The organism is Burkholderia sp. 10_S31 (assembly GCF_056930375.1).
Genome location: NZ_JBXOWK010000001.1, coordinates 2856247 through 2877143, shown reverse-complemented (window position 1 = coordinate 2877143; position 20897 = coordinate 2856247). Strand labels below are relative to the sequence as shown.

24 protein-coding genes and 1 pseudogene are annotated in these 20897 nt (G+C 67.0%); 6 read left to right on the top strand and 19 right to left on the bottom strand.

Translation table 11 applies throughout. The annotated features are described in order from the left end of the window. Window positions 1–13: 13 nt before the first annotated feature. The 6 genes from AC1Z3W_RS12900 to AC1Z3W_RS12875 all read right to left on the bottom strand — a co-directional run bounded on the left by AC1Z3W_RS12900 (window position 14) and on the right by AC1Z3W_RS12875 (window position 3795). Window positions 14–631: a hypothetical protein gene (locus AC1Z3W_RS12900; protein ID WP_057929402.1), complete on the bottom strand. Its 618-nt coding sequence runs from the start codon at window positions 629–631 to the stop codon at window positions 14–16. 111 nt (window positions 632–742) lie between these two features. After that, window positions 743–1363 carry a hypothetical protein gene (locus AC1Z3W_RS12895; protein WP_057929401.1) on the bottom strand — a complete coding sequence of 207 codons (621 nt, stop codon included), beginning with the start codon at window positions 1361–1363 and terminating at the stop codon, window positions 743–745. Next, window positions 1360–1596, bottom strand: coding sequence for a hypothetical protein (locus AC1Z3W_RS12890; RefSeq protein WP_057929400.1), 237 nt, complete (start codon window positions 1594–1596; stop codon window positions 1360–1362). Before AC1Z3W_RS12890 ends, AC1Z3W_RS12895 begins: the two co-directional genes overlap by 4 nt. Window positions 1597–1763: 167 nt before the next feature. Then, a complete protein-coding gene (locus tag AC1Z3W_RS12885) occupies window positions 1764–2210 on the bottom strand; it encodes a lysozyme (RefSeq protein ID WP_483507708.1) in 447 nt (148 codons plus the stop codon). Next, a complete protein-coding gene (locus AC1Z3W_RS12880; RefSeq protein WP_260428304.1) occupies window positions 2194–2886 on the bottom strand; it encodes a DUF2589 domain-containing protein in 693 nt (230 codons plus the stop codon). Before AC1Z3W_RS12880 ends, AC1Z3W_RS12885 begins: the two co-directional genes overlap by 17 nt. Before the next feature lie 213 nt (window positions 2887–3099). Further along, on the bottom strand, window positions 3100–3795 hold the full coding sequence (locus tag AC1Z3W_RS12875; RefSeq protein ID WP_057928879.1) for a DUF2589 domain-containing protein: 696 nt from the start codon (window positions 3793–3795) through the stop codon (window positions 3100–3102). A gap of 283 nt (window positions 3796–4078) precedes the next feature. Here AC1Z3W_RS12875 and AC1Z3W_RS12870 point away from each other — a divergent pair, with 283 nt between their 5' ends. Then, entirely contained in the window at window positions 4079–4762 is a 684-nt protein-coding gene (locus AC1Z3W_RS12870) for a helix-turn-helix transcriptional regulator (RefSeq protein WP_057928878.1), read from the top strand. A gap of 223 nt (window positions 4763–4985) precedes the next feature. Here AC1Z3W_RS12870 and AC1Z3W_RS12865 read toward each other — a convergent pair whose 3' ends face one another. The 7 genes from AC1Z3W_RS12865 to lysA form a co-directional block, all read right to left on the bottom strand. Next, the gene (locus AC1Z3W_RS12865) at window positions 4986–5330 is read right to left on the bottom strand and encodes a DUF3088 domain-containing protein (RefSeq protein WP_057928877.1); all 345 of its coding nucleotides are present in this window, start codon (window positions 5328–5330) and stop codon (window positions 4986–4988) included. A gap of 77 nt (window positions 5331–5407) precedes the next feature. Then, a complete protein-coding gene (gene metC / locus AC1Z3W_RS12860; RefSeq protein WP_175825613.1) occupies window positions 5408–6595 on the bottom strand; it encodes a cystathionine beta-lyase in 1188 nt (395 codons plus the stop codon). Between the two features lie 49 nt (window positions 6596–6644). Next, entirely contained in the window at window positions 6645–7370 is a 726-nt protein-coding gene (locus AC1Z3W_RS12855) for an amino acid ABC transporter ATP-binding protein (RefSeq protein ID WP_057928875.1), read from the bottom strand. Window positions 7371–7414: 44 nt separating this feature from the next. Further along, window positions 7415–8074 carry an amino acid ABC transporter permease gene (locus AC1Z3W_RS12850; protein ID WP_483507707.1) on the bottom strand — a complete coding sequence of 220 codons (660 nt, stop codon included), beginning with the start codon at window positions 8072–8074 and terminating at the stop codon, window positions 7415–7417. A gap of 87 nt (window positions 8075–8161) precedes the next feature. Then, window positions 8162–8962 (bottom strand): transporter substrate-binding domain-containing protein, encoded by an 801-nt coding sequence (locus AC1Z3W_RS12845; protein ID WP_057928873.1) that lies wholly within the window; start codon window positions 8960–8962, stop codon window positions 8162–8164. A gap of 161 nt (window positions 8963–9123) precedes the next feature. Beyond that, on the bottom strand, window positions 9124–9390 hold the full coding sequence (locus AC1Z3W_RS12840) for a hypothetical protein (protein WP_483507706.1): 267 nt from the start codon (window positions 9388–9390) through the stop codon (window positions 9124–9126). Window positions 9391–9533: 143 nt separating this feature from the next. Continuing rightward, window positions 9534–10772, bottom strand: coding sequence for a diaminopimelate decarboxylase (gene lysA / locus AC1Z3W_RS12835; RefSeq protein ID WP_059600097.1), 1239 nt, complete (start codon window positions 10770–10772; stop codon window positions 9534–9536). A 108-nt stretch (window positions 10773–10880) separates the two neighbouring features. Here lysA and AC1Z3W_RS12830 point away from each other — a divergent pair, with 108 nt between their 5' ends. Then, on the top strand, window positions 10881–11795 hold the full coding sequence (locus AC1Z3W_RS12830) for a LysR family transcriptional regulator (protein ID WP_483507705.1): 915 nt from the start codon (window positions 10881–10883) through the stop codon (window positions 11793–11795). A gap of 68 nt (window positions 11796–11863) precedes the next feature. Then, window positions 11864–12463 carry a GNAT family N-acetyltransferase gene (locus AC1Z3W_RS12825; protein ID WP_483507704.1) on the top strand — a complete coding sequence of 200 codons (600 nt, stop codon included), beginning with the start codon at window positions 11864–11866 and terminating at the stop codon, window positions 12461–12463. A 109-nt stretch (window positions 12464–12572) separates the two neighbouring features. On the opposite strand, the gene AC1Z3W_RS12820 is transcribed toward AC1Z3W_RS12825, so the two are convergent. From AC1Z3W_RS12820 to AC1Z3W_RS12805, 4 genes and pseudogenes are all read right to left on the bottom strand, one after another. Further along, window positions 12573–13145 carry a DUF4142 domain-containing protein gene (locus tag AC1Z3W_RS12820; protein WP_057928869.1) on the bottom strand — a complete coding sequence of 191 codons (573 nt, stop codon included), beginning with the start codon at window positions 13143–13145 and terminating at the stop codon, window positions 12573–12575. A 397-nt stretch (window positions 13146–13542) separates the two neighbouring features. Continuing rightward, entirely contained in the window at window positions 13543–14166 is a 624-nt protein-coding gene (locus tag AC1Z3W_RS12815) for an HAD hydrolase-like protein (RefSeq protein WP_057928868.1), read from the bottom strand. Window positions 14167–14389: 223 nt separating this feature from the next. After that, window positions 14390–14658 (bottom strand): annotated as a pseudogene (locus tag AC1Z3W_RS12810) (Txe/YoeB family addiction module toxin). After that, on the bottom strand, window positions 14655–14915 hold the full coding sequence (locus AC1Z3W_RS12805; protein ID WP_057928892.1) for a type II toxin-antitoxin system Phd/YefM family antitoxin: 261 nt from the start codon (window positions 14913–14915) through the stop codon (window positions 14655–14657). The pseudogene AC1Z3W_RS12810 and the gene AC1Z3W_RS12805 overlap by 4 nt, the downstream one beginning before the upstream one ends. A gap of 152 nt (window positions 14916–15067) precedes the next feature. Between AC1Z3W_RS12805 and AC1Z3W_RS12800 the strand changes: the two genes are divergently transcribed. After that, window positions 15068–15511: a GNAT family N-acetyltransferase gene (locus AC1Z3W_RS12800; protein WP_057928866.1), complete on the top strand. Its 444-nt coding sequence runs from the start codon at window positions 15068–15070 to the stop codon at window positions 15509–15511. A 65-nt stretch (window positions 15512–15576) separates the two neighbouring features. Continuing rightward, the gene (locus tag AC1Z3W_RS12795) at window positions 15577–15795 is read left to right on the top strand and encodes a DUF1653 domain-containing protein (RefSeq protein ID WP_006751720.1); all 219 of its coding nucleotides are present in this window, start codon (window positions 15577–15579) and stop codon (window positions 15793–15795) included. 95 nt (window positions 15796–15890) lie between these two features. Here AC1Z3W_RS12795 and AC1Z3W_RS12790 read toward each other — a convergent pair whose 3' ends face one another. Then, on the bottom strand, window positions 15891–17102 hold the full coding sequence (locus tag AC1Z3W_RS12790) for a DNA glycosylase AlkZ-like family protein (RefSeq protein WP_175825622.1): 1212 nt from the start codon (window positions 17100–17102) through the stop codon (window positions 15891–15893). 349 nt (window positions 17103–17451) lie between these two features. Beyond that, on the bottom strand, window positions 17452–18840 hold the full coding sequence (locus AC1Z3W_RS12785) for an MFS transporter (RefSeq protein ID WP_057928863.1): 1389 nt from the start codon (window positions 18838–18840) through the stop codon (window positions 17452–17454). A 330-nt stretch (window positions 18841–19170) separates the two neighbouring features. Here AC1Z3W_RS12785 and treA point away from each other — a divergent pair, with 330 nt between their 5' ends. Continuing rightward, a complete protein-coding gene (gene treA / locus AC1Z3W_RS12780) occupies window positions 19171–20880 on the top strand; it encodes an alpha,alpha-trehalase TreA (protein WP_483507703.1) in 1710 nt (569 codons plus the stop codon). Window positions 20881–20897 lie beyond the last annotated feature (17 nt).

Below are 20897 nucleotides of genomic sequence, written 5' to 3'. Positions count from 1 at the left end.
GGCGCACGGGCCGTTACGCCATCACCACGTTTTCCAGCCGGAACGTGAACGGCATCGAGCGCGGGCCCGGGCCGCCGCCGGTCATCACGATGTCGGCGCTCGCGATGCCGAGCAGCGACAGTTCGGTGTTGATGTCGGAGATCACCGCGGAGTTCATCAGCGCGCCCTGTTCGATCTGCGACGCGACGCCGATCCAGATCGTCGGCTTGAACTGGAACACGGCCTTCTGGCCCGGCGCGACGGACGTCTTGCGCGCGAGCGCGTTGCCGTCCTTGTAGATCGTCGCGTTGATCGCGCCGGCCGGCAGGTCGTTGCGTACCTGCACCTCGGAGCTCGCGCCCGGGTCGCTGCCGAGCTGCAGTACGTCGCCCGAGCTGGAGCGCACGACCTGGAACACCTGGCCGTTCGCCGCGATTTGCTGCGGCATGTAGTTGCCCCAGCTATCGCTCGCGCTCACGCTCATCGTCATCGGGAACTTGAACGGATGGTTGTCGCCCTGGCCGCAATTGCGGATCACCTTCCAAGCAATCGCGAGTTCGTCGAAGTCGGTCGCCACGTTCTTCTGGAAGATCACGACGCTCGAGTTGTTCGCGTCGTTCGAGCGGTTGATCAGGTTCAGTTGGATATCCACGTCGTTGCTCCTTGAGTTTGAAAAAACGGCAGTCGGTCTGCCGCACACCTTTCCCGCCGGCCCGGCCGTGAAGCCGTGCCGTCAAGCCGGTCCAAGCCGTGTCGGGCGACGCTATGCGCGCACGATGTGTTCGAGCACGAACGCGAACGGCTGCGCGTCGGTGCCGGTGCCGCCGCCCATCATCACGATGTCGGCCGCGGCCACGCCCGCCAGCGGCAGCAGCGTGTTCGCGCTCGACATCACCGCCGCGTGCAGCGCGCGGCTTTCCTGCACCTGCGACGCCACGCCGATCCATAGCGCCGGCGTGAAGCGGAACACTGCCTTTTGCCCGGGCACGACCGCTTCCTTCACCGCGATCAGCCGGCCCGCGCTGAACGCGTTGACGTTCACTGCGCCGCGCCGCATCCGGTTGACGACCTCGATGTCGCCGCCCGGCGCGTCGGCCGGGTCGGGCACGAGCCGGCCGCGTCCGGTCGGCTGCGCGTCGACCACGAAGCGCACGCCGGCGGGTGCCGTGACGCGCGGCGAGAAGTTGCCGTGCTCGTCGCCGAGCGCGACGTCGATATCGGTCGAGTAGTCGAACGGATGAAAGCAGTCGCGTCCGCAATAGCGGATCACCTTCCACGCGATCGCGAATGCGTCGAGATCGGGGATCACGTCGCGCTGGAACAGCACGACCTCGCTGTTGCCGCAGTCGTTCGAGCGATTGATGAAGCGGAGCTTGATGTTCATGACATTTGCTCCTGATCGGGCGTGCCGCGTGCGTCGCGCGGCAACCCCGCCCCCGACGTGCGCTGCAGGTCCGCCGCATAGGCGGGCAACGGGGCGGCGGCAACGAGGGCGTGCGGCGCGGCCGTTGCCGCGGTGGCGACGGCGACGCAGGCGGCGCCCGGCGTGCGGCGCGTCGCATGCGAGACGACGAGGCGCGGCGGCATCGTGGGGCCTGGCGAGCGAATGACGTTCATGCGGGACTCCTGTCGTGACGAGTGGCAAATGACGAATGATTGGAACGGATCAGGTGCGGCAAGATTTCAGCGACGGTTTCAGCTTACGGGCAGCCGACGTCATGCGAAATGGCGCGAACGACATGCGCGGCGACCCGTGACGTTCGGCCGGTGCGGCGTCACGGCGCTCATGACAGAAACAGCGCACGTTCGGCACGGCGGCGCTTCGTGAGCCCCGCGAGCGGCTTGCCGCCGGCCTTGTTCCAGACGAGGAACTGGTCGGCCGCGCGCGCGCTCGCGCCGGCGTTCAGGTAGCGCAGCAGCGTGGACGAGCGCAGCCGTCCCGCGCCGAGATTGAAGACGAACGACATCAGCGCATCGAATTGCTGCTGTGTGACCGGCACGTGCAGCAGCTTGCGCAGGTTCAGCTCGGCGCCGCGCAGGTCGCGCCGCAGCAGCGCCTCCGCCTCGGCCGGCGTAAGCGTCCGCGTGAAGCGCTCGTTGGGCAGGATCAGGTGCCCGTAGCCGATCGTCGGCTTGCCGACCGCATCGAGATAGCGCGAGAGCCGCAGCCCCTCGAACTGCTTGATCAGCGCGATGCCTTGCGCGCCGGTGCGTTCAGGCTGGGTCGCCATCGTCGTTCTCCTTGCTGCCCGGCCGTGCGCGCGGCACCAGGTGATGCGTGTATTCGTCGATCACGCGCATGATCGCTTCGGGCGGCGGCAGCGCCGCGAACTGCATTTCGATGTCGATGTGCTCGGTGTCGCGTTGCCGCGTGGTCCCCTGCGCGTCCTTTTTCCCGGAACGCGGCGCGAACGTCACGTAGAAGCGGCCGCGCTGGTCGTCGTTACCCGCGACGCCGCCGGCCGGCAGCGCCTCGGTGAAGTCGCCGCGCACGGTCAGGTGCACGACCATCCGGTCGAGCGCGAGCCCGCGGGGCGTGGCGAGCGCGACGAGCGGCACCGGCATCGTGTGCTCCGCGTCGAGCGCGACCGTGACCTCGCGCGGTGCGAGCAGGCCGTCGTCGCGCAGGTCGAAGAACTGGTCGAGCACGGCCGTGTACTGGTGCGCGAGCAACTGGTTCGCGGCGGCGGCGGCATGCTGCATCCCGCGTGCGATCTCGTCGAGCGCGATGCCGCGCGGCGGCGGGCGCGTATCGTCGGCCGGCGCGCCGGGCGGAGGGGCCGGGGGCGCCGGTGGGGCGGGAGGCGCGGGCGGCAAGCTGCCGGCGGACGCGTCGGGCTCGGCGCCCGGCGTGTCGCTCGTGCCCGATGCGGCGCCGGCCGGCCCGCCAGCGCCATCCGGCGACACGCGGCGCGCCGGATCCGCGGCTATCGCCGCCGGTGCGGCGGCATCCGCGCTCGCGCCGGCGTTGCCCGCTGCCGGCGCGGCCGTCGGCGGGACCGGCCCGTCTGGTTCCTGCCGGGGGTTGCCGCCGCCCGGACGCGCGTCCCCGTCGTCGTGCCCGCCGCCGCCCGCGCGGCGTGACCGCCTGAAGAGCCTGAACATGGCCGGCCCGCGCGCTTACGCGTGCGCCGGCTGCTGGGCATCCGCACCGGCACCGGCGGCAGACGCGGCGGCCTTGGCGTCCGACCCGGACGCATCGCCGACCAGCTTGCCGTCGGTCGGCGTCGCCGGCAGCGGCTTCACGTCCTTCGCGTTGCCTTCGGTGACGACCGGCTTGGTCGCGGCTTCGGTCAGGAAGTCGATCACGCGCATCAGCGCTTCGGGCGGCGACTGGCGCTTCACCTGCGTATGGATCGAGTATTTCGCGCGCGTATCGGTGCTGCGCGTTTGCTCCGCCTTGTGCGACACGCGCCCCGACACACTCACGCTGATCGGCCCCCAGCCGAGCTTCGCCTGGAATTCGCCGCCGGCCTCGGTCGACGACGACGACTTCTCCGACTGCGTGATCTCCATCTCGAAGTCGATCGTGCCTTCCTCGATCGCGATGATCGGGTGGACGATCGCCGCGAGCAGCGGAATGCGCATGGTCTTCTGCACGACACCCTTCGATACGCCGCTTTCGTCGACCAGCGTCTCGTCGTAGTCGAACTGGACGGCCACCGCCTTGCCGCCCTGGATGCAGACCTGCATCAGGAAATCCGCGTAGCTCTTCGCAGCCTGCGTCTGCGCGCTGATCATCGCTTTTAACGGGCCGGCGATCATTTGGTCCATGGGTAAAGCGTTAATCACTGAACCGATGAAATTCGCGTCCATGAATAAACTCCTCTTCGTGTCGAAGACAACGGAAATTCGCTGTCGTTATTCACGTTAGGAAATTGAAGACGTTTACCAAATATGACGTCCGTCACGACCGGCGGCCCGGGCCGGCCCGCGACGGGCATCGGCATGCGTGGCGGGGTCCGGCGTGGACGAATTAGGCCATTCGTCACGGAGCGACGGGCCTAGTGCGCGGTGCGGAAAACAGCGGTAAAAAAAACGCCGGGTAGGGAAGCAAAAAAACCTAAACCGAGCATCCCGATTTCGAGGAAACCGCGCAATGAACGTTCTGATGATCGATAGCCCGCCGTTGTTCGTCGCGGGCGTGGCGGACGTACTGTGTAAACGCGATGTCAACTGGCATGTGTGGTCGGCCCGCTGTCCCGAGGACGTTTTGCGCTTGCGCGACGCGTTGCTGCCCGAGACGGTCGAGGCGATCACGATCGAATGCGACGAGCACGCCGCGCGGCCGAGCTGGCCGCACCTGCTGCACGAGACGTTTGCCGGCGCGCCGTGGCTGTGCGTGGTGGCCGCCGTGTGCCGCCGCACGATCGCCGATGCGCTGCTGGCAGGGGCGGCCGGCATCATCGACCGGCATGCGAGCGCCGACGAGTTCGCGGACGCGCTCGGCCGGGTCGCGGCCGGCGCGATCTATGTGCCGCCGAACGACGGCGGCGCGACGCAGGCGCGCCCGGGCGGTGTGCCCGCTGGCGACGATCGCGCGTTCGAACGCCTCACGCCGCGCCAGCGCGACGTGCTGCGGCTGCTGGCCGAAGGCAAGTCGAACAAGCAGATCTGCCGCGTGCTGAACGTCGCGGAAGGCACGATCAAGAACCATCTGTACGCGCTGTTTCGCCAGATCGGCGTGAGCAACCGGACCGAGGCCGCATTGTGGCTCGCGCGCCACGTGCCGTCCGAACCGGCTGCATTCGCGTTCGCGCCTGCCGGCAGTTCGCCCGGCTGACGCGGGCCGCGGCGGGCTCCGGTGCGTGCCGGCATCCGGTGTCGTGTTGCGTTGAAGGTCGTCCGGCCGGGGGCGGGGTGCCCGGGCCGATCATCGGTAGCGGTGAGTCCGCGTGGCCGAGTACATGGCGCGCGTGGCGACGTGCGGACCGGAAGCGGCGAACGGGCCGCGCCGGCCGCGCGTCCCGTTCGGCGGCGCCCGTCGACAGCGGGCGCCGGCATGCTTACGCGACGTGCGCGACGCCGTATTGCGAGGACAGATAGCGCCGGATATCGGCCGGCGAATCGATGAAGCGACGGCCGTTGTGTTCGCGAATCGCGACCGCGTCGTCCTTCGGCGTCTGCGCATCACCGAGCACGAGCACCGGCGCGGACTGGTTGTCCTCGCCGATCAGCGCGACGATCGGCTGGCGCGGCCGCGGTGCGTCGATATACTCGACCGCGACGGCGTCGCGCAGTTGCGGATAGAAACTCAGCAGCCCTTCGACGGCAACCGAGTCGCCGCAGTAGAACGGACCTTCGGAGTCCTTGAAAAAGCCCGGACGGAGAATGAACAGCGTGTCTTTCATGATGGCCTCGCTATCAGTGGTGGTCGAACGTTGAAAAAAAGGGGAGCGCGGGATGACGCGGCTGGCGTCGACCGATTTCAGGCTTCCGCGAGTGCGGCCACGGCGGCGCGCATCCTGGCGAAACCGGCGTCGAGGTCGGCAATCATGTCGTCCGGATGCTCGAGCCCCGCGTGAATGCGCAGCAGCGGGCCGGCCGCCTGCCATTGCGTCGCGGTACGGTGGCGCGACGGATTCGACGGGATGATCAGGCTTTCGAAGCCGCCCCAGCTGTAGCCCATCCCGAAGCACGTCATGCCGTCGAGCAGCGCGCGTACCGCTTCGTCGGGCTGCGGCTGCAGCACCAGGCCGAACAATCCGCATGCACCCGTGAAATCGCGCTGCCACAGTGCGTGGCCGGCATCGCCTGGCCGCGCCGGATACAGGATCTGCGCGACTTCGGGCTGTCGCGCGAGCCATTCGGTCAGCACGTGCGCGTTGCGCTGGTGGCGCTCGAGGCGCACCGACAGCGTGCGCAGGCCACGCAGCGCGAGATACGCATCGTCGCCGCTGACGGTCATGCCGAGCTGCCGGTAGCAACGCGTGACTTTCTGCGCGAGCGCTTCGGTCGTCAGGATCACGCCCATCAGCACGTCGGAGTGTCCGGCGATGTATTTGGTCGCCGCGTGAATCGACACGTCGACGCCGTGCGAGAACGAGCGGAAGTTCAGCGGCGTGCCCCACGTGTTGTCGAGCAGCACGACCGCGCCGTGCTGGTGCGCGACGCGACAGATCGCGGGGATGTCCTGCACCTCGAAGGTCAGCGAGCCCGGCGATTCGGTAAAGACCGCGCGCGTGTTCGGCCGCATCAGCGACGCGATGCCGGCGCCGATCGACGGATCGTAGTACGTCGTCTCGATGCCGAGGCGCGCGAGCGTCTCGTCGCAGAACGAGCGGGTCGGGTCGTACACCGAATCGGCCATCAGCAAGTGGTCGCCGGGATTCAGCACCGCGAGCAGCGCGGTCGTGATCGCGCTGAGCCCGCTCGGCGTGAGCAGCGCAGTGTGCGCGCCTTCGAGGCGCGCGAGCGCCTTCTCGAGCGCCCGCGTGGTCGGGCTGCCGTGACGTCCGTATGCGAGCGGCGTGCCGCGCACCGCGTCGAGCGCGTCGGTGCCGTGAAAGAGCAGCGTCGACTGGCGATACACGGGCGGGTTCACCGGCGAGCCGGGCTGGCCGTGCGAGCGGCCTTCGTGAGCGAGCAGGGTGTCGGTCGAATGCAGATGGTTCAAGATGTCGTCCTTTGAAAGTCAGTCAAATCGGAGCGAGACCGCCGCACGGTCAGTGCAGGATCTTGTCGAGGAAGTCGCGTGCGCGTTCGGAGCGCGGCGCGGCGAAGAACGCGTCGCTCGCCGCATCCTCGACCACCGCGCCCTGGTCCATGAAGATCACGCGATGCGCGACCTTCCTCGCGAAACCCATCTCGTGCGTGACGCACACCATCGTCATGCCGTCGCGCGCGAGCTCGACCATCACGTCGAGCACTTCGTTGATCATCTCGGGGTCGAGCGCGGACGTCGGCTCGTCGAACAGCATCGCGACCGGGTTCATCGACAGTGCGCGCGCAATCGCGACGCGTTGCTGCTGCCCGCCGGACAACTGCCCCGGATACTTGTTCGCATGGGCCTTCAGGCCGACGCGATCGAGCAGCTTCATCGCGTTCTCGATTGCCTCGTCCTTGCGGCGGCCGAGCACCTTGACCTGCGCGAGCGTCAGGTTGTCGGTGATCGACAGATGCGGGAACAGCTCGAAATGCTGGAACACCATGCCGACGCGCGCACGCAGTTGCGCGAGTTTCGCGGCGGGATCGCCGAGCCGCGTGCCGTCGACGACGATGCTGCCTTTCTGGAACGGCTCGAGACCGTTGATCGTCTTGATCAGCGTCGACTTGCCGGAGCCTGACGGCCCGCAGACGACGACCACTTCGCCTTTCGACACCGCCGCGCTGCATGCCGAAAGGACCTGATGCTTGCCATACCACTTCGATACGTTGTCGAGCGTAATCATGGATTCTCCGTGGTTGAGGTTCGGGTTGGATGACGTACGCATGCTCAATGCGTGGACGGCAGCGAGAGGCGCGTCTCGACGCGGCCCTGCAGCCGTGTGAGCAGCGTGCTCAGCACCCAGTAGATCGCGGCGGCCGCGAGGTACAGCGGCAGCGGCTGGAACGTCGCGGCGATCACTTCCTGCGTCGAGCGCAGCAGCTCGGTGACGGTGATCACGGATACGAGCGACGTATCCTTGATCAGGCTGATCAGCGTGTTGCCGAGGCTCGGCACCGCGAGGCGCAGCGCCTGCGGGCAGACGATGTAGCGCAGCGTCTGCACGTGCGTGAGGCCGAGGCTGTGCGCGGCCGCCCATTGCCCGCGGCTGATGCCGAGGATCGCGCCGCGCATGCTTTCGGACAGGTACGCGCCGGCGTTGAGCGTCAGCGTGAAGATGCCGGCCGTCGTCGGGTCGAGCGTGATGCCGAGATCGGGCAGCCCGTAGTAGACGACGAACATCTGCACGAGCAGCGGCGTGCCGCGCATCAGGCTGACGTAGCCCTGCGCGAGACCGGACGCGAGCCGGTTGCTGCCGATCCGCATGATCGCGACCACGAGCCCGACGACGAGGCCGAGCGCCATCGACGCCACCGCGAACTTCAGCGTGAGCAGCGCGCCCTTCACCATCACGGGCAGGGTATGAATGACCAGATCGAGTGCTTCCATCGCGTGTCTCCTGATTGTGTGTCGTGTGCCGCCGAGGTGTCGGCGGGCCGCCCGCGCGTTCGTGCGCGCGGGCGCGTGATGGTTGCGTTATTGCGCGATCGGCTTCGTCGTGTCGGCACCGAACCACTGCATCGAGATCTTCTTCAACGTGCCGTCCTGCCGCAGCGACGCGACCGCGTCATCGATCGCCTTCGCGAACTTCGGATTGCCCTTGCGGAACGGGATGCCCATCCGGTCCTCGCCGCCGGCGAGCACGGAGCCGGGACGCAACGGCAGGTGCGAGTTCTTGATCAGGTAGCTCAGCATCAGGCGGTCGTTCACTGCCGCGTCGATGCGGCCCGCCGCGAGGTCGCGCAGGTTCTCCGGCGTGCCCGGATAGACCTGCAGATCGACCGCTGGCACCGTCTTCACGAGATCGACGTAGTTGCTGCCCATCGTCACGCCGACCTTCTTGCCCTTGAGCTCGTCGAGCGACTTGAACGCACGCGTGTCGTTCTGGCGTTGCAGCAGTTGCGCGGACGAATACACGTACGGCGTGCTGAAGTCGAGCGCCTGCTGGCGCGACGGCGTGATCGCGACCTGGTTGACGATCACGTCGAACTTGCCGGCCTGCAGCCCCGCGAGAATCCCGCTCCATTCGGTCGTGACGAATTGCGGCTTCACGCCGAGCCGCGCGGCGACCGCCTTCGCGACGTCGACGTCGAACCCTTCGAGCTGCCCGTCGGCGTTGCGGTAGTCGAACGGCGGGTACGTGCCTTCGAGCGCGATCTTCAGCACGCCGGCCTGCTTGACGGTGTCGAGCAGGTCCGCCGCATGCGATGCCGTGGCGGCCACGCAGAGGAGGGCTGCGGCGAGGGTTTGCTTGAGCGTCGGGGTGAAGGGCTTCATGGTTGTCTCCGGGTTGTTGTCGAAACGTCGTTGTCGAAATTTTTGGGCGTACGTATCCGCGGCGACGGGCGGCGTCGCCGTGGGCGGGAAGCGGGCCGCAGTGGAATGCGGCGCGGGAAAGGGAGCGGCGAGAGACGGCGCGAGCCGTTTGCCGCGATGCGTTACGGCAGGCGTTCGCGCGCGGTGGCGTAACGGTGCGCGGCGAAGAGTTCAAGCATCGTGTTCATGAGTGCCCGTGCGGCTTGCGAGTGGGGTAGGCCGGCTGCATCGTCGATGCGTATCCGGCGACGCAAATGCTGAACGACTGAGGGCAATCTTAGTTTTGTCAAAAAGGAAAGTGCTTCCAAAAATGCACGGACTTTCCGCGTGGCGTGGAATGTTTTTCTCCCTGCTTGGAGTGCGATGCATGCGATCTGCTGCGGTTGCACGGGGTGCGCAGCATCCGGTGCTACGCCATGCGCGTGCGGTTGCCCTGAGGGCAACCGCCGAAAAGCAAAACGGCCAGGCATGCCGGTAGCGGCAAGCCTGGCCGTTGGCGTCCGGTGCGTCGGACGCGGCGCGTAGGCGCGTGTTACTCGAACGTTTCGAGCGCGAGCAGTTCGTCGATCGTCTGCCGGCGGCGGATCAGCCGCGGCGTGCCACGATCGACGAGCACTTCCGGCGCGAGCGGCCGGCTGTTGTAGTTCGAGGACATCGATGCGCCGTACGCGCCTGCATCGTGCAGGAACAGCAGGTCGCCGATCTGCGGTTGCGCGAGCTTGCGGTGCGTGACCACGCCGCCTGCGTCCTGCGTGAAGACGTCGCCGGACTCGCACAGCGGCCCCGCGATCGCGATGTCGACGAGCGGCCGGCCCGCGGGCAGCGCGCCGTCGTGCGTGTGCACGGACACCGCGTGGTAGCTGCCGTACATCGACGGACGCATCAGGTCGTTGAAGCCCGCATCGATCAGCACGAAGTCGTGCTTCGGCCGGTGGTTCACGGCCTGCACTTCGGTAACGAGCGTGCCGGCCTCGGCGACGAGGAAGCGGCCCGGCTCGATCTCGATGCGCACCGCGTGGCCGAGATGCCGTTCGATCCGCTTGCGCGCGGCGTCCCACTGGCTGAAGTAGTGACCGACGTCGACGCGCGGTTCGCCGTCGCGATACGGGATCGACAGCCCGCCGCCGGCGGAGATGGCTTCGATGTCGTGGCCGAGCGACGTGACGAGGTCGACCATCGCATCGCACACCTGCGACAGGTGGCCGTAGTCGACGCCCGAGCCGATATGCATGTGGATGCCGACCAGCTTCAGGCCATACTGGCGCACGATCTCGATCGCGCGCGGCACGTCGTCGATCCAGATCCCGTGCTTGCTCTGCGGGCCGCCGGTGTTGGTCTTGTTGCTATGGCCGTGGCCGAAGCCGGGGTTCACGCGCAGCCACACGCGATGGCCGGGCGCATGCTCGCCGACGCGCGCGAGCATGTCGAGCGAGCCGGCGTTCACGGTCACGCCGTGCTTCAGCACGGCCGCGAGCGTCGGCCGGTCGATCAGGTCGGCCGTGAACACGACGCCTTCCGGCTCGCCTGCCGGACTGAACCCGGCCGCAAGGCTGCGCTCGATCTCGCCGAGCGACACGGCGTCGACGCACGCGCCTTCGTCGCGCATCAACTTCAGGATATGCAGATTCGAGTTTGCCTTCTGCGCGTAGCGGATCACGTCGAACTGACGCAGTTGGGCGATGCGGTCGCGGATGACGTCGGCGTCGTACACCCACAGCGGGGTGCCGTATTGCTGCGCGAGCGCCGCGAGCTGGCGGGAATCGAGGGACATGGCGGATGAGTCTGATCGAATGAACGGATAGCGTGATGATGCGCCTGAACGCCTATACAGTAAAATGCATGTTTTTCGACATTCGATTCATTTCTGATATAGAAGATCATGCTCACACATCGGCACATCGAGGTCTTCCGCGCGCTGATGGTCACCGGCAGCACGACGCGAGCGGCCGAAATGCTCTACACGTCGCAGCCCACGATCAGCCGCGAGCTCGCGCGGATGGAGCAGGTGGTCGGCTTCGCGCTGTTCGAGCGTTCGCACGGCCGGCTGCGGCCGACGATGGCCGCGCTCACGCTGTTCGACGACGTGCGGCTCGCGTATGTGGGGCTCGAGCGCGTCGCGGCGACGGCCGCGCGGCTGCGCGAGTTTCGCGACGGGCAGCTGTCGGTGATCGCGCTGCCGGCGTTTTCGCACGCGATCCTGCCCGGCGCCTGCCGGCGCTTTCACGGCGCGCATGCGGGTGTCAGCGTGTCGGTCGCGACGCAGGAGTCGCCGGTGCTCGAAGAGTGGCTGACCGCGCAGCGTTACGATCTCGGGCTGACCGAGCACGACGTCGCGCCGGCCGGTACCGTGCTCACGCCGCTGCTCGAAGTCGACGAGGTGTGCGTGCTGCCCGACGGCCATCCGCTGCTCGCGCAGCGCGCGATCGATCTCGCGGATCTCGCCGATCGTCCGTTCGTGAGCCTGTCGCTGAACGACCCGTACCGGATCCTGATCGACGAGGCGTTCGCGCAGCTTGGTGTCGCGCCGCGTTCGGTGGTCGAGACGCCATCGGCCGTGTCGGTGTGCGCGTTCGTGCGGCAGGGGCTCGGCGCCGCGATCGTCAATCCGCTGACCGCGCTCGATTTCGTCGGGCGCGACCTGCACGTGCGGCCGCTCACGCGCTCGTTTCCATACCGCGTCAGCGTGATCGTGCCCGAGCACCGGCCGAAGAGCCTGCTCGTCGACGCATTCGCCGATGCGCTGCGCGACGAAGCGAAGGCGATTCGCGAGCGGCTCGCTGCGCTGCCGCGCTGACGCTCGCCGTATGATGGCGTGTCGCTGCGCGCAGCGTCATCCTCCTCTTCACGGAAACGGAACCCGTCATGACCGACGCTTCATCTTCTGTCGAACAACCGACACTCACGGGCGAGCGCATCGTACTGCGGCCGCTCGAGGCATCCGACCGGCAGGCGCTGCTCGATGCCGCCGCGGACGGGCAATTGTGGAACCTGAAGGTCACGGTCGTGCCGGGAGAAGACACGGTCGACGCGTATCTCGACAGCGCACTGCAAGGCCGCGCGGCCGACACCGTGATGCCGTTCGTGATCGTCGAGCGTGCGTCGGGCCGCGCGATCGGCAGCACGCGCTTCTGGAAGATCGACCGCAAGAACCGCAAGCTAGAGATCGGTCACACGTGGCTGAGCGAATCGGCGCAGCGCACGCACGCGAATACCGAAGCGAAATGGCTGCTGCTGGCATACGCGTTCGACACGCTGCACTGCGTGCGCGTGCAGTTCACGACCGACGAGCTGAACGAGACATCACGCGCGGCGATTCTGCGGCTCGGCGCGAAGCAGGAAGGGATCGTGCGCCACGAACGGATCATGCCCGACGGCCGCAAGCGCAATTCGGTGCGCTTCAGCATCATCGACGACGAATGGCCGGAAGTCAGCGAACGATTGAAAGCGAAGCTCGCGACGTAACGTCGGTCGCATATCGCGTGCGGGATGTGCGTCGCGCCGCCGGAGAGGGGGACGGCGACGCGACGGGGGGAAGCGGGGTGCCGCGCACGATGCGCGGCGGTGCATCGCGTTACTGCGCCGATGCGAGGTGATGACGCTGCGCGAGCTTCTGCGCGTCCGCGTAGTGCGCCTGCAGGATCGGCAGCGCCTGGCGTGCGACTTCCTTCAGCTTCGTGTCGCGGCCCGACGCGATTTCGGCCTGGAATGCCGAGATCGTCTTCTGCTGGCCGGCGAGCGCGACCTGCTCGATGTACGCCTTGTCGAATTCCGCGCCGCGCAGGTTCTTGATGCTGTCCAGCACGGTCGTGTCGGGATTGTTGGCCGGCACGTCGATGCCGCGCGGGCTGGCCGCGCGCATCGCCTGGATGATCTTCTCATCGTCGGTCGACACGCGTTGCGCGAATGCCTTCACCTGGCTGTCCGACGTGCGCGAATCGGCGATGCGCGCGGCGTCGTGCTGCGTCGACACGGTTTTCGTGCCGTCCGTGATGAACGTCTGGTCGGCTTCGTGGATGCGTGTTTGCGTGGTGGTGGCCGGTGCGGAAGGCGCCGGTTGCGCGGTTTGCGCGGTCGCCGTCACGGCGACGAGAAGCAGGCCAGCGGCAGACAGTGCAAGGCGCGAGATTTGGGGAAAGCGGTTCATGGGACCTCCTTTCGATCGGGGCTCTGATTAACGGGCGGATCGCGTGATCCGCAGCTGTGCGAGAGACCGGGCGCGCCCGGGCCGGGCTCGATTGCCGCTCTGCCGCGGCGGCGTTCGAAGTGTTTCCCGGCCCGACTGATTCTAGGAGAGCGATCCGGTAGCAGGTGCAACCGCGCTGTGGTTTGTGTAACGGTTGGTAAGACGAATCGATGCGTGCGCGTGCGGACAGGTAGTGCGTACTTGTCGCGTGCATCGCGGCGGCAATTCTTGCGTGCGCGACGCGTATTTAACCGATGCGATGTGCCCGCATGTCATCGGCGTTTCATCGTCGTGCGTGCAGGGCATCCGTGGTTACTTCACGACGCGTCGAGTCGAACGAGCGATTCGCGCGGCACCGTCACACGCGATCGAGCAATGCGTCGAGGCTCGGCAGCAATGGCGTCGCGCAATGCGCCTGCAACGCGTCGGGGGCCGTGTAACCCCAGGCGACGCCCTGGAACGCGACGCGCGCGCGGCGTGCCGCTTCGGCATCGCGGATTTCATCGCCGACGTACAGCACGTCGGCGGGCTGCACGCCCGCTTCGCGCACGAGCGCGCGCAGCCGGCGCGCCTTGCCGAACAGTGGAATGCCGCACGCGAACGTATCGACGCAGCGGCTCGCGTGCGGGCCGAGCCGGTCGCGCACGATGTCCTCGGTGTTCGACGTGGCGATCGCGATGCGGATGCCGCGCGCGGCGAGCGCGTCGAAGGTTGCGTCGACGCCGGGGAACAGCGTCACGTGTGCGATGCGCGGCCGCATCAGCCGCCGCATGTCGATCGTCACGCGCGGCACTTTCCACATCGGCACCTCGAGCGCGCGGATGATCTCGCGTGCAGACATGCCGCGCAGCGCAGGGCGCAGCTCGGGCGTCGCATCGCGAAAGCCGTGCATGCGTGATGCCTCCGTCAACGCCGCGAGAAAGCAGTCGAGCGAATCGGCGAGCGTGCCGTCGAAGTCGAACGCGATGAGTCGATAGGGCATGAAGCGATGCGGGAGGTTGATCGAGCAGGCGACGATATCACCGAATCGGCCCCCCGTTGCTGCAAGATCAGTTGTGCCTGCGGCGAAGCGAGATAGTTGAGTCGCCGCCGAAGATCATCGCGCGGGGTTCAGTTGCCTGACTGGTAGCGACGAGCAAGCGAGCGTGGCGTCCCGGCCGCTGCCGGCGCCGTAAGCGGGTGACGAGAGGGCGGGAGGATTGACGCTACTCGTAATGATAGCGGCAGGACACGATGCTGATCTGAAGATCGTCCGCTTCGTAAACCAAACGGTTCGTATCGTCGATGCGGCGCGACCAGAACTCGGACAGATTGGCCTTCAGTGGTTCGGGTTTGCCTATGCCTTCGAACGGCGCACGTTGGGCTTCGCGAATGAGCTGGTTGATGCGCTTGAGCGTCTTGCGGTCTTGCGGTCTTGCCAATAAACGTAGTCGTCCCACGCGTCGGAAGTAAAGAGCACGCGGCGTACGCTCATTCATCGTCCCCCGTCAGCTTGTGCTCTTTCGTCTTGCCCTTGCGCAATTGCGCAATCGAGCGTTCGAGGTGGGCGACGTTGGCCGGCGAGCGGAGCAGGTGAACCGTCTCCATCAGGCTGTCATAGTATTCCTGCGACATGATGACCGCGTTCGGCGCGTCGCGACGCGTAATGAGCGTCACGTCGGCGTCGTCGACGACCTGGTCGATGACCGTCTTCAGATTGCCGCGGGCATCCGAAAAGTGAATCGTGCGCATGATTTTCCTCACTTGTACTATAAGCCGTACAAGTGTGGCACAGGTGGATGTGTTGTACGGGATATTGCCCGTGTCGGGCTGGGCGTCGCTTGTGGCCCACCCCACACCGCGCTATCGTTGCTGCTCCGCCCCGATCCTCCCGGAGAGCCGACGTGCCCGACGCCCCGCCCGCCACGCTGAGATTTTCCACCGACAAGCGCGAACTCGACATCGACGCGATCTTCGATTTCCTGCATCGCGACGCGTACTGGTCGCAGGGCATTCCGCGCGATGTCGTCGAGCGTGCGATCGACGGCTCGCTGTGCTTCGGCGCGTATGTCGAGGACCGCCTCGTCGGGTTCGCGCGGCTCGTGACCGATCACGCGACGTTCGCGTACCTGTGCGACGTGTTCGTATTGCCGTCCGAACGCGGCAACGGCTACGGCCGCGCGCTGATCGACCATGTGTTCGCGCAGCCGATGGTGCAAAGCCTGCGCCGCATCATGCTCGTGACGACCGACGCGCATGAGCTGTACCGGCCGGTCGGTTTCGGGCCGTTAGCGGACCCCGAGCGGCTGATGGAGATCCGGCGCCCCGATATCTACGCGAAACGCTGACGCGCGGCGAGTGCAGGCGAGCGCATACAATACGCGCTTTCGTTTTTGCCGAAGGGAAGCAGATCATGACCGAACAGGAAGCCGAACAACTCGCCACGCATCGTCACTACAAGGGCGGGCTGTATCGCTATATCGGCGTCGCCCGTCATTCCGAAACCGAGGAATCGGTGGTCGTGTACGAGCATCTGTGGCCGCATGCGCGTGGCCTGTGGGTGCGGCCGGAAGCGATGTTCAACGAGAACCTGCCGGACGGCACCCCGCGGTTTCGCAAGCTGCGCGACTGAGCGGCAGAGCGGCAGAGCGTGGCTGGCAACGCGCGCGCTGTTGGATATGAGCAAGCGGCCCGCGCATCGCCGCCGCTCGGCGCGATTCCACCGGCTTACGCGCCGGCCAGCGCCTTCGTCAATTCGGGCGGCGCGTGCGCGACCGTCACCTCTGGCGTGCCATGCCACGCCGCGAGCTTCTTCACGGCCTTCGCGACGTCGGCCGCGAGCCCGGTGCCGAATCGCACGCCCGGCTCGACATGCACCGCCTTCAACTCGAACGTGCCGAGCGCGCGATGCGCTTTCGCGTCGACGCGCCCGATCAGTCGGCCGCGATGCAGCACCGGCAGGCAGAAATAGCCGAAGCGCCGCTTGTGCGCGGGGGTATAGCACTCGATCGTGTAGTCGAAGCCGAACAGCGTCGACGCACGCCGGCGGTCCCACACCACCGGATCGAACGGCGACAGCAGCGTCGTGACCGTCGAGCGCAGCGTGTCGGCCGCAGCGGCCGGCAGCAGCGCTTCGAACGAGCGATGCACGTAGGCCGGCTCCTTCCAGTCGGCGATTTCCACGGGAATCAGTTCGCCCGCGTCCGCGAGCCGGTCGAGCTCTGCGCGGTACGAACGACGCGGCAGGCGGTAGTAATCGGCCACCCAGTCCGCACGCACGACGCCGAGCGCGCGGCATGTGTAGTCGAGCAGCGCGGGCAGCACCGTATCGCGCGGCGGCAGGTCGCGCGCATCGTCCCAGCCCGGCAGCACGCGTTCGCGCACGTCGTAGATGCGTTGGAAATTGCGGCGCTCGGACACCATCAGCTCGCCGGTCGTGAACAGCACTTCCAGGTGCTTTTTCTCGGGCTTGCGGTCCCACCATCCGTTGCCTTTCACACCGTCCTCGCGAGCGAAATCCGCCGACCGCACGGGGCCTTCGTCGCGAATCCGCGCGAGCAGTTGCTCGATGTCCGCGCGGTTCTGCGCGTGCCATTCGGCCGCGTATTTCCAGCCCATCCCCGACGGATCGAGCATCTTGTAGCGCATCAGCCCGAATTGCTCGACCGGCAGGAAGCACGCTTCGTGCGACCAGTATTCGAACAGGCGTGCCTCGGCGAGATGTTCGTCGAGCCACTGCGGGGCAAAGTCGCCGAGACGGCTGAACAGCACGAGATACGGGCTGCGCGCGACGACGTGAATGGTATCGATCTGCAACTGCGCCATCCGGCGGATCGTGTCGAGCACGTCGGCCTTGGTGGCCTTGCGGCGGGGCGGGGTCAGCAGGCCCTGAGCGGCGAGATGCAGCGCGCGGGCGGCGGCGGGCGAGAGCGTAAGCATCGGAGCGGCGGCTGAGGGTGGCGGTCGGGCACCACTTTAGCGCGAAAGCGGCGCACGTGTGCGACCTGCGCACGCACCGCGTCTGACAATGCTTGACAGATGCGCGGCGCGACCTTCCCTATAGTGCAGACATGGCGCGACGAAATGTGCGCGCAACGATTCCGCTTCCGACGCACATATGTCCATGGCACGCAGGAAGCAGATCCGGGATTCTCAACCCCCAACGAGAGACCCGGAGCCCTGAGCGGACATCCATGCGGCTGTGCACCGGCCCCGTGTGGATGTCCGCTGATTTTTTTTGTTTTCCGGTTTTTTCAGCCGCCTGTTTTTTCCCGCCGGCCTTGCTCGTTCATTGCCGCTTGCCGCGCGCGACTTCGTCGCCGGCGCCGAGCGGCAGCCGCCGCGTGATCGGAATCGACGCGAACGAACACAGCCCGACCACGACGAACGCGGGCCAGAAATCCGACCACACCATCGTTTGATGGCCCTGCAGCCAGTGCGACACGTGCAGCACGAGGCCGGCGACCGTCACGCCGAGCCCGAGCGACATCTGCTGCACGACGCTGCCGAGGCTCGTCGCGCGGCCCGCGTCGGCCTGCGAGATATCCGCGTAGATCATCGAATTCAGGCTCGTGAACTGCAGCGCGGGGAAGATGCCGCCGACCAGCACGATCGTCCAGATCGCCCAGGTCGGCATGCCCGGATGGAACAGGCCGTAAGCGGCGATCGCGAGCCCCGCGAACGCGGCGTTGTAGATCAGCACCGTGCGAAAGCCGAAGCGGCGCAGCGTATGGGTGGCCGTCGAGCGGCTCATCGCGCCGCCGAGCGCGGACGCGCAGGTGATCAGCCCGGAGTGGAACGCGCTCATCCCGAGGCCTTCCTGCAGTGCCAGCGGCAACAGGAACGGCACCGCGCCGAGGCCAATGCGGAACAGCGAGCCGCCGACCACGCTCGCGTGGTAGGTCGGGATCTTCAGGAAACTGAGGTCGAGCACCGGCCGCTCCTTGCGGCGCGCGTACGGCACGTAGAGTGCGAGCATCACCGCGCCGGCGGCGCACATCGCGAGCGCATTCGTGCGCGACGTGAGCGAGCCGTCGATCAGCGTGAGGCCCATCAGCAGCAGCGCGGCGCCGCTCGCCGACAGCAGGAAGCCGAACCAGTCGAGCGGGCCGGGATCGGGCTCGTGCGTGTTCGCGATGTGCTTGCTCGCGAGGTAGATCCCGTAGATGCCGATCGGCACGTTGATGAAGAAGATCATCCGCCAGTGCAGGTAGGTCGTGATGAAGCCGCCGACGAGCGGCCCGACCGTGGGCCCGAACAGCGCGGGAATCGCGAGGTAGTTCATCGCGCGCACGAGATCGGAGCGTGGCACCGCGCGGAAGATGATGATCCGGCCGACAGGCACCATCATCGCGCCGCCGACGCCCTGCACGAAGCGCGCGAACGTGAGCACGCCGAGGGAATTCGAGGCCGCGCACATCAGCGAGCCGGCGACGAAGATGCCGATCGCGGTGCGGAATACGGAGCGTGCGCTGAAGCGGTCGGCGAGCCATCCGCAGATCGGGATGAATACGCCGAGGCCGACCACGTAGGCCGTGATCGCAATGTTCAGTGTGACGGGATTGTGCCCGAAGTCCCTCGCCATCGCGGGCAGTGCGGTGACGATGATGTTGGCGTCGACGCTTTCCATGAACAACGCACAGGCAACGATGAGCGGTGCTAGAAAGACGGGCGACATGGGCAGGGCGCGCGGTAAAGGCGCCATTATGCCCACAATGTGGTCGTCGCGTCACGTGAGACAACGCTTGTTCCGCATGTTGCAACAGTCGTTCCTGTTGCCGCGCCGGCAAAAAGAGACGACTGCCATGCCGTCGCAATGCATGACGTCACATATGACGCAGCCGGGCAGGCACGGAACCGAAACTTGCGTGCGATGCGCGTTTCATGCGACAGTCGGAACTCATCTGCGGAATACAACGACGCGCATCGATCGACGGCCATCGAGACGAGCGCACGCGCGAACGAGACCCCTGCCGATCCACTTACCATCGAAAGGAGGGGACACGTCATGACGTCACGTCGTGCCGCATCGACCGCATCGCATCCTGCCTCGCATCCGTCCGTGTCCGTAGTCGCACCGCGCCTGCGCTGGGCCGCCGTCATGGCCATCGCATACCTGGCCGTCGCCGGCTGCGCCGCGCAAGCCGACAGCGCGAATCATGCGGCCGCGCAGTCGGCCGTGCCGGCGTCGGCGGCGCTCGCGAACCCGGCCTCCGGCAGCACGCTGCCGCCGCCGAGCCAGCTCTACGGCGACCTGTTCGTCGCGGTGCAAACGGCGCAGCTCTATCCCGACCAGAAGACCTTCGTCGATGCGACGGCCGATACCGATCCGGCGACGATCGTGCAGTTGTATCAGCAACAGAAGTCGCAGCCGGGCTTCTCGCTGAAGACGTTCGTCGACCAGCACTTCACGCCGCCGCCGCAAGGCGGGGTCACGCCGCCCGCGAACCAGACGCTGCGCGAGCACATCGACTGGCTGTGGCCGCAGCTCACGCGTACCAGCACGACGGTGCCGCCATACAGCTCGCTGATCCCGATGCCGAAGCCGTACGTGGTGCCGGGCGGCCGGTTCCGCGAAGGCTACTACTGGGATACCTATTTCACGATGCTCGGACTGCAGGTGTCGGGGCGCGAGGATCTCGTCGACGACATGCTCGACAACTTCGCCTATCTGATCGACACGATCGGCCACATCCCGAACGGCAACCGCACGTACTACGCGAGCCGCTCGCAGCCGCCGTTCTTCGCATACATGGTTACGCTCGCCGCGCAGGCCGAAGGCGACAAGGTCTACCAGAAATACCTGCCGGCGCTGCGCAAGGAGCATGCGTACTGGATGCAGGGCGAAACCACGACGCCGCGCGGGCAAGCCGCGCGCCACGTGGTCGCGATGCCGGACGGCGCGGTGCTGAACCGTTACTGGGATGCGAGCGATACGCCGCGCGACGAGTCGTACCTCGAGGACGTGACGACCGCGAAGGCCGTGCCGAATCGCCCCGCGAACGATGTGTACCGCGACCTGCGCGCGGGCGCCGAAAGCGGCTGGGACTACAGCTCGCGCTGGTTCGGCGACGGCAAGACGCTCGCGACGATCCGCACGACGTCGATCGTGCCGGTCGACCTGAACAGCCTGATGTTCCATCTCGAGAGGACGATCGTGAAGGGCTGCACGGTCACGCACGACATTGCATGCGTCGCGGACTTTTCCGGACGGGCGGCACGCCGCGCGGCCGCGATCAACCACTATCTGTGGAACCGTCGCGGCTATTACGGCGACTACGACTGGCAGTTGCGCAAGCCGCGCGACAGCGTGACGGCCGCGGCGCTGTATCCGCTGTTCACCGGTGTCGCATGGCCCGAGCGCGCGAAGGCGACCGCGCGCGAGGTGCGCAAGACGCTGCTGCAGCCGGGCGGCCTCGCGACGACGACCGAGAACACGGGCCAGCAGTGGGACGCGCCGAACGGCTGGGCGCCGCTGCAGTGGATCGCGCTCGACGGGCTGCGCCGTTACGGCGAACCGGCGCTCGCGAAGGACATCGGCACGCGCTTCCTGACCGACGTGAAGCATGTGTATGCGACCGAAGGCAAGCTCGTCGAGAAGTACGTGGTCGAGGGGGCCGGCGAGGGCGGCGGCGGTGGCGGCGAATATCCGCTGCAGGACGGCTTCGGCTGGACCAACGGCGTCACGCTGAAACTGCTCGGGCTGTACGGCGAGTGACGGGCCGCGTGCGCCGC

What these genes read in the sequence shown, in the direction of transcription:
- lysA (WP_059600097.1), bottom strand. Translation starts at nt 10,772, where the DNA reads ATGTCCCTCGATTCCCGCCAGCTCGCGGCGCTCGCGCAGCAATACGGC.
- AC1Z3W_RS12825 (WP_483507704.1), top strand. Translation starts at nt 11,864, where the DNA reads ATGACCGACGCTTCATCTTCTGTCGAACAACCGACACTCACGGGCGAG.
- AC1Z3W_RS12855 (WP_057928875.1), bottom strand. Translation starts at nt 7,370, where the DNA reads ATGATTACGCTCGACAACGTATCGAAGTGGTATGGCAAGCATCAGGTC.
- AC1Z3W_RS12845 (WP_057928873.1), bottom strand. Translation starts at nt 8,962, where the DNA reads ATGAAGCCCTTCACCCCGACGCTCAAGCAAACCCTCGCCGCAGCCCTC.
- AC1Z3W_RS12820 (WP_057928869.1), bottom strand. Translation starts at nt 13,145, where the DNA reads ATGAACCGCTTTCCCCAAATCTCGCGCCTTGCACTGTCTGCCGCTGGC.
- AC1Z3W_RS12785 (WP_057928863.1), bottom strand. Translation starts at nt 18,840, where the DNA reads ATGTCGCCCGTCTTTCTAGCACCGCTCATCGTTGCCTGTGCGTTGTTC.
- AC1Z3W_RS12875 (WP_057928879.1), bottom strand. Translation starts at nt 3,795, where the DNA reads ATGGACGCGAATTTCATCGGTTCAGTGATTAACGCTTTACCCATGGAC.
- AC1Z3W_RS12790 (WP_175825622.1), bottom strand. Translation starts at nt 17,102, where the DNA reads ATGCTTACGCTCTCGCCCGCCGCCGCCCGCGCGCTGCATCTCGCCGCT.
- treA (WP_483507703.1), top strand. Translation starts at nt 19,171, where the DNA reads ATGACGTCACGTCGTGCCGCATCGACCGCATCGCATCCTGCCTCGCAT.
- AC1Z3W_RS12870 (WP_057928878.1), top strand. Translation starts at nt 4,079, where the DNA reads ATGAACGTTCTGATGATCGATAGCCCGCCGTTGTTCGTCGCGGGCGTG.
- AC1Z3W_RS12815 (WP_057928868.1), bottom strand. Translation starts at nt 14,166, where the DNA reads ATGCCCTATCGACTCATCGCGTTCGACTTCGACGGCACGCTCGCCGAT.
- AC1Z3W_RS12890 (WP_057929400.1), bottom strand. Translation starts at nt 1,596, where the DNA reads ATGAACGTCATTCGCTCGCCAGGCCCCACGATGCCGCCGCGCCTCGTC.
- AC1Z3W_RS12885 (WP_483507708.1), bottom strand. Translation starts at nt 2,210, where the DNA reads ATGGCGACCCAGCCTGAACGCACCGGCGCGCAAGGCATCGCGCTGATC.
- AC1Z3W_RS12895 (WP_057929401.1), bottom strand. Translation starts at nt 1,363, where the DNA reads ATGAACATCAAGCTCCGCTTCATCAATCGCTCGAACGACTGCGGCAAC.
- AC1Z3W_RS12805 (WP_057928892.1), bottom strand. Translation starts at nt 14,915, where the DNA reads ATGCGCACGATTCACTTTTCGGATGCCCGCGGCAATCTGAAGACGGTC.
- AC1Z3W_RS12865 (WP_057928877.1), bottom strand. Translation starts at nt 5,330, where the DNA reads ATGAAAGACACGCTGTTCATTCTCCGTCCGGGCTTTTTCAAGGACTCC.
- AC1Z3W_RS12850 (WP_483507707.1), bottom strand. Translation starts at nt 8,074, where the DNA reads ATGGAAGCACTCGATCTGGTCATTCATACCCTGCCCGTGATGGTGAAG.
- AC1Z3W_RS12795 (WP_006751720.1), top strand. Translation starts at nt 15,577, where the DNA reads ATGACCGAACAGGAAGCCGAACAACTCGCCACGCATCGTCACTACAAG.
- AC1Z3W_RS12830 (WP_483507705.1), top strand. Translation starts at nt 10,881, where the DNA reads ATGCTCACACATCGGCACATCGAGGTCTTCCGCGCGCTGATGGTCACC.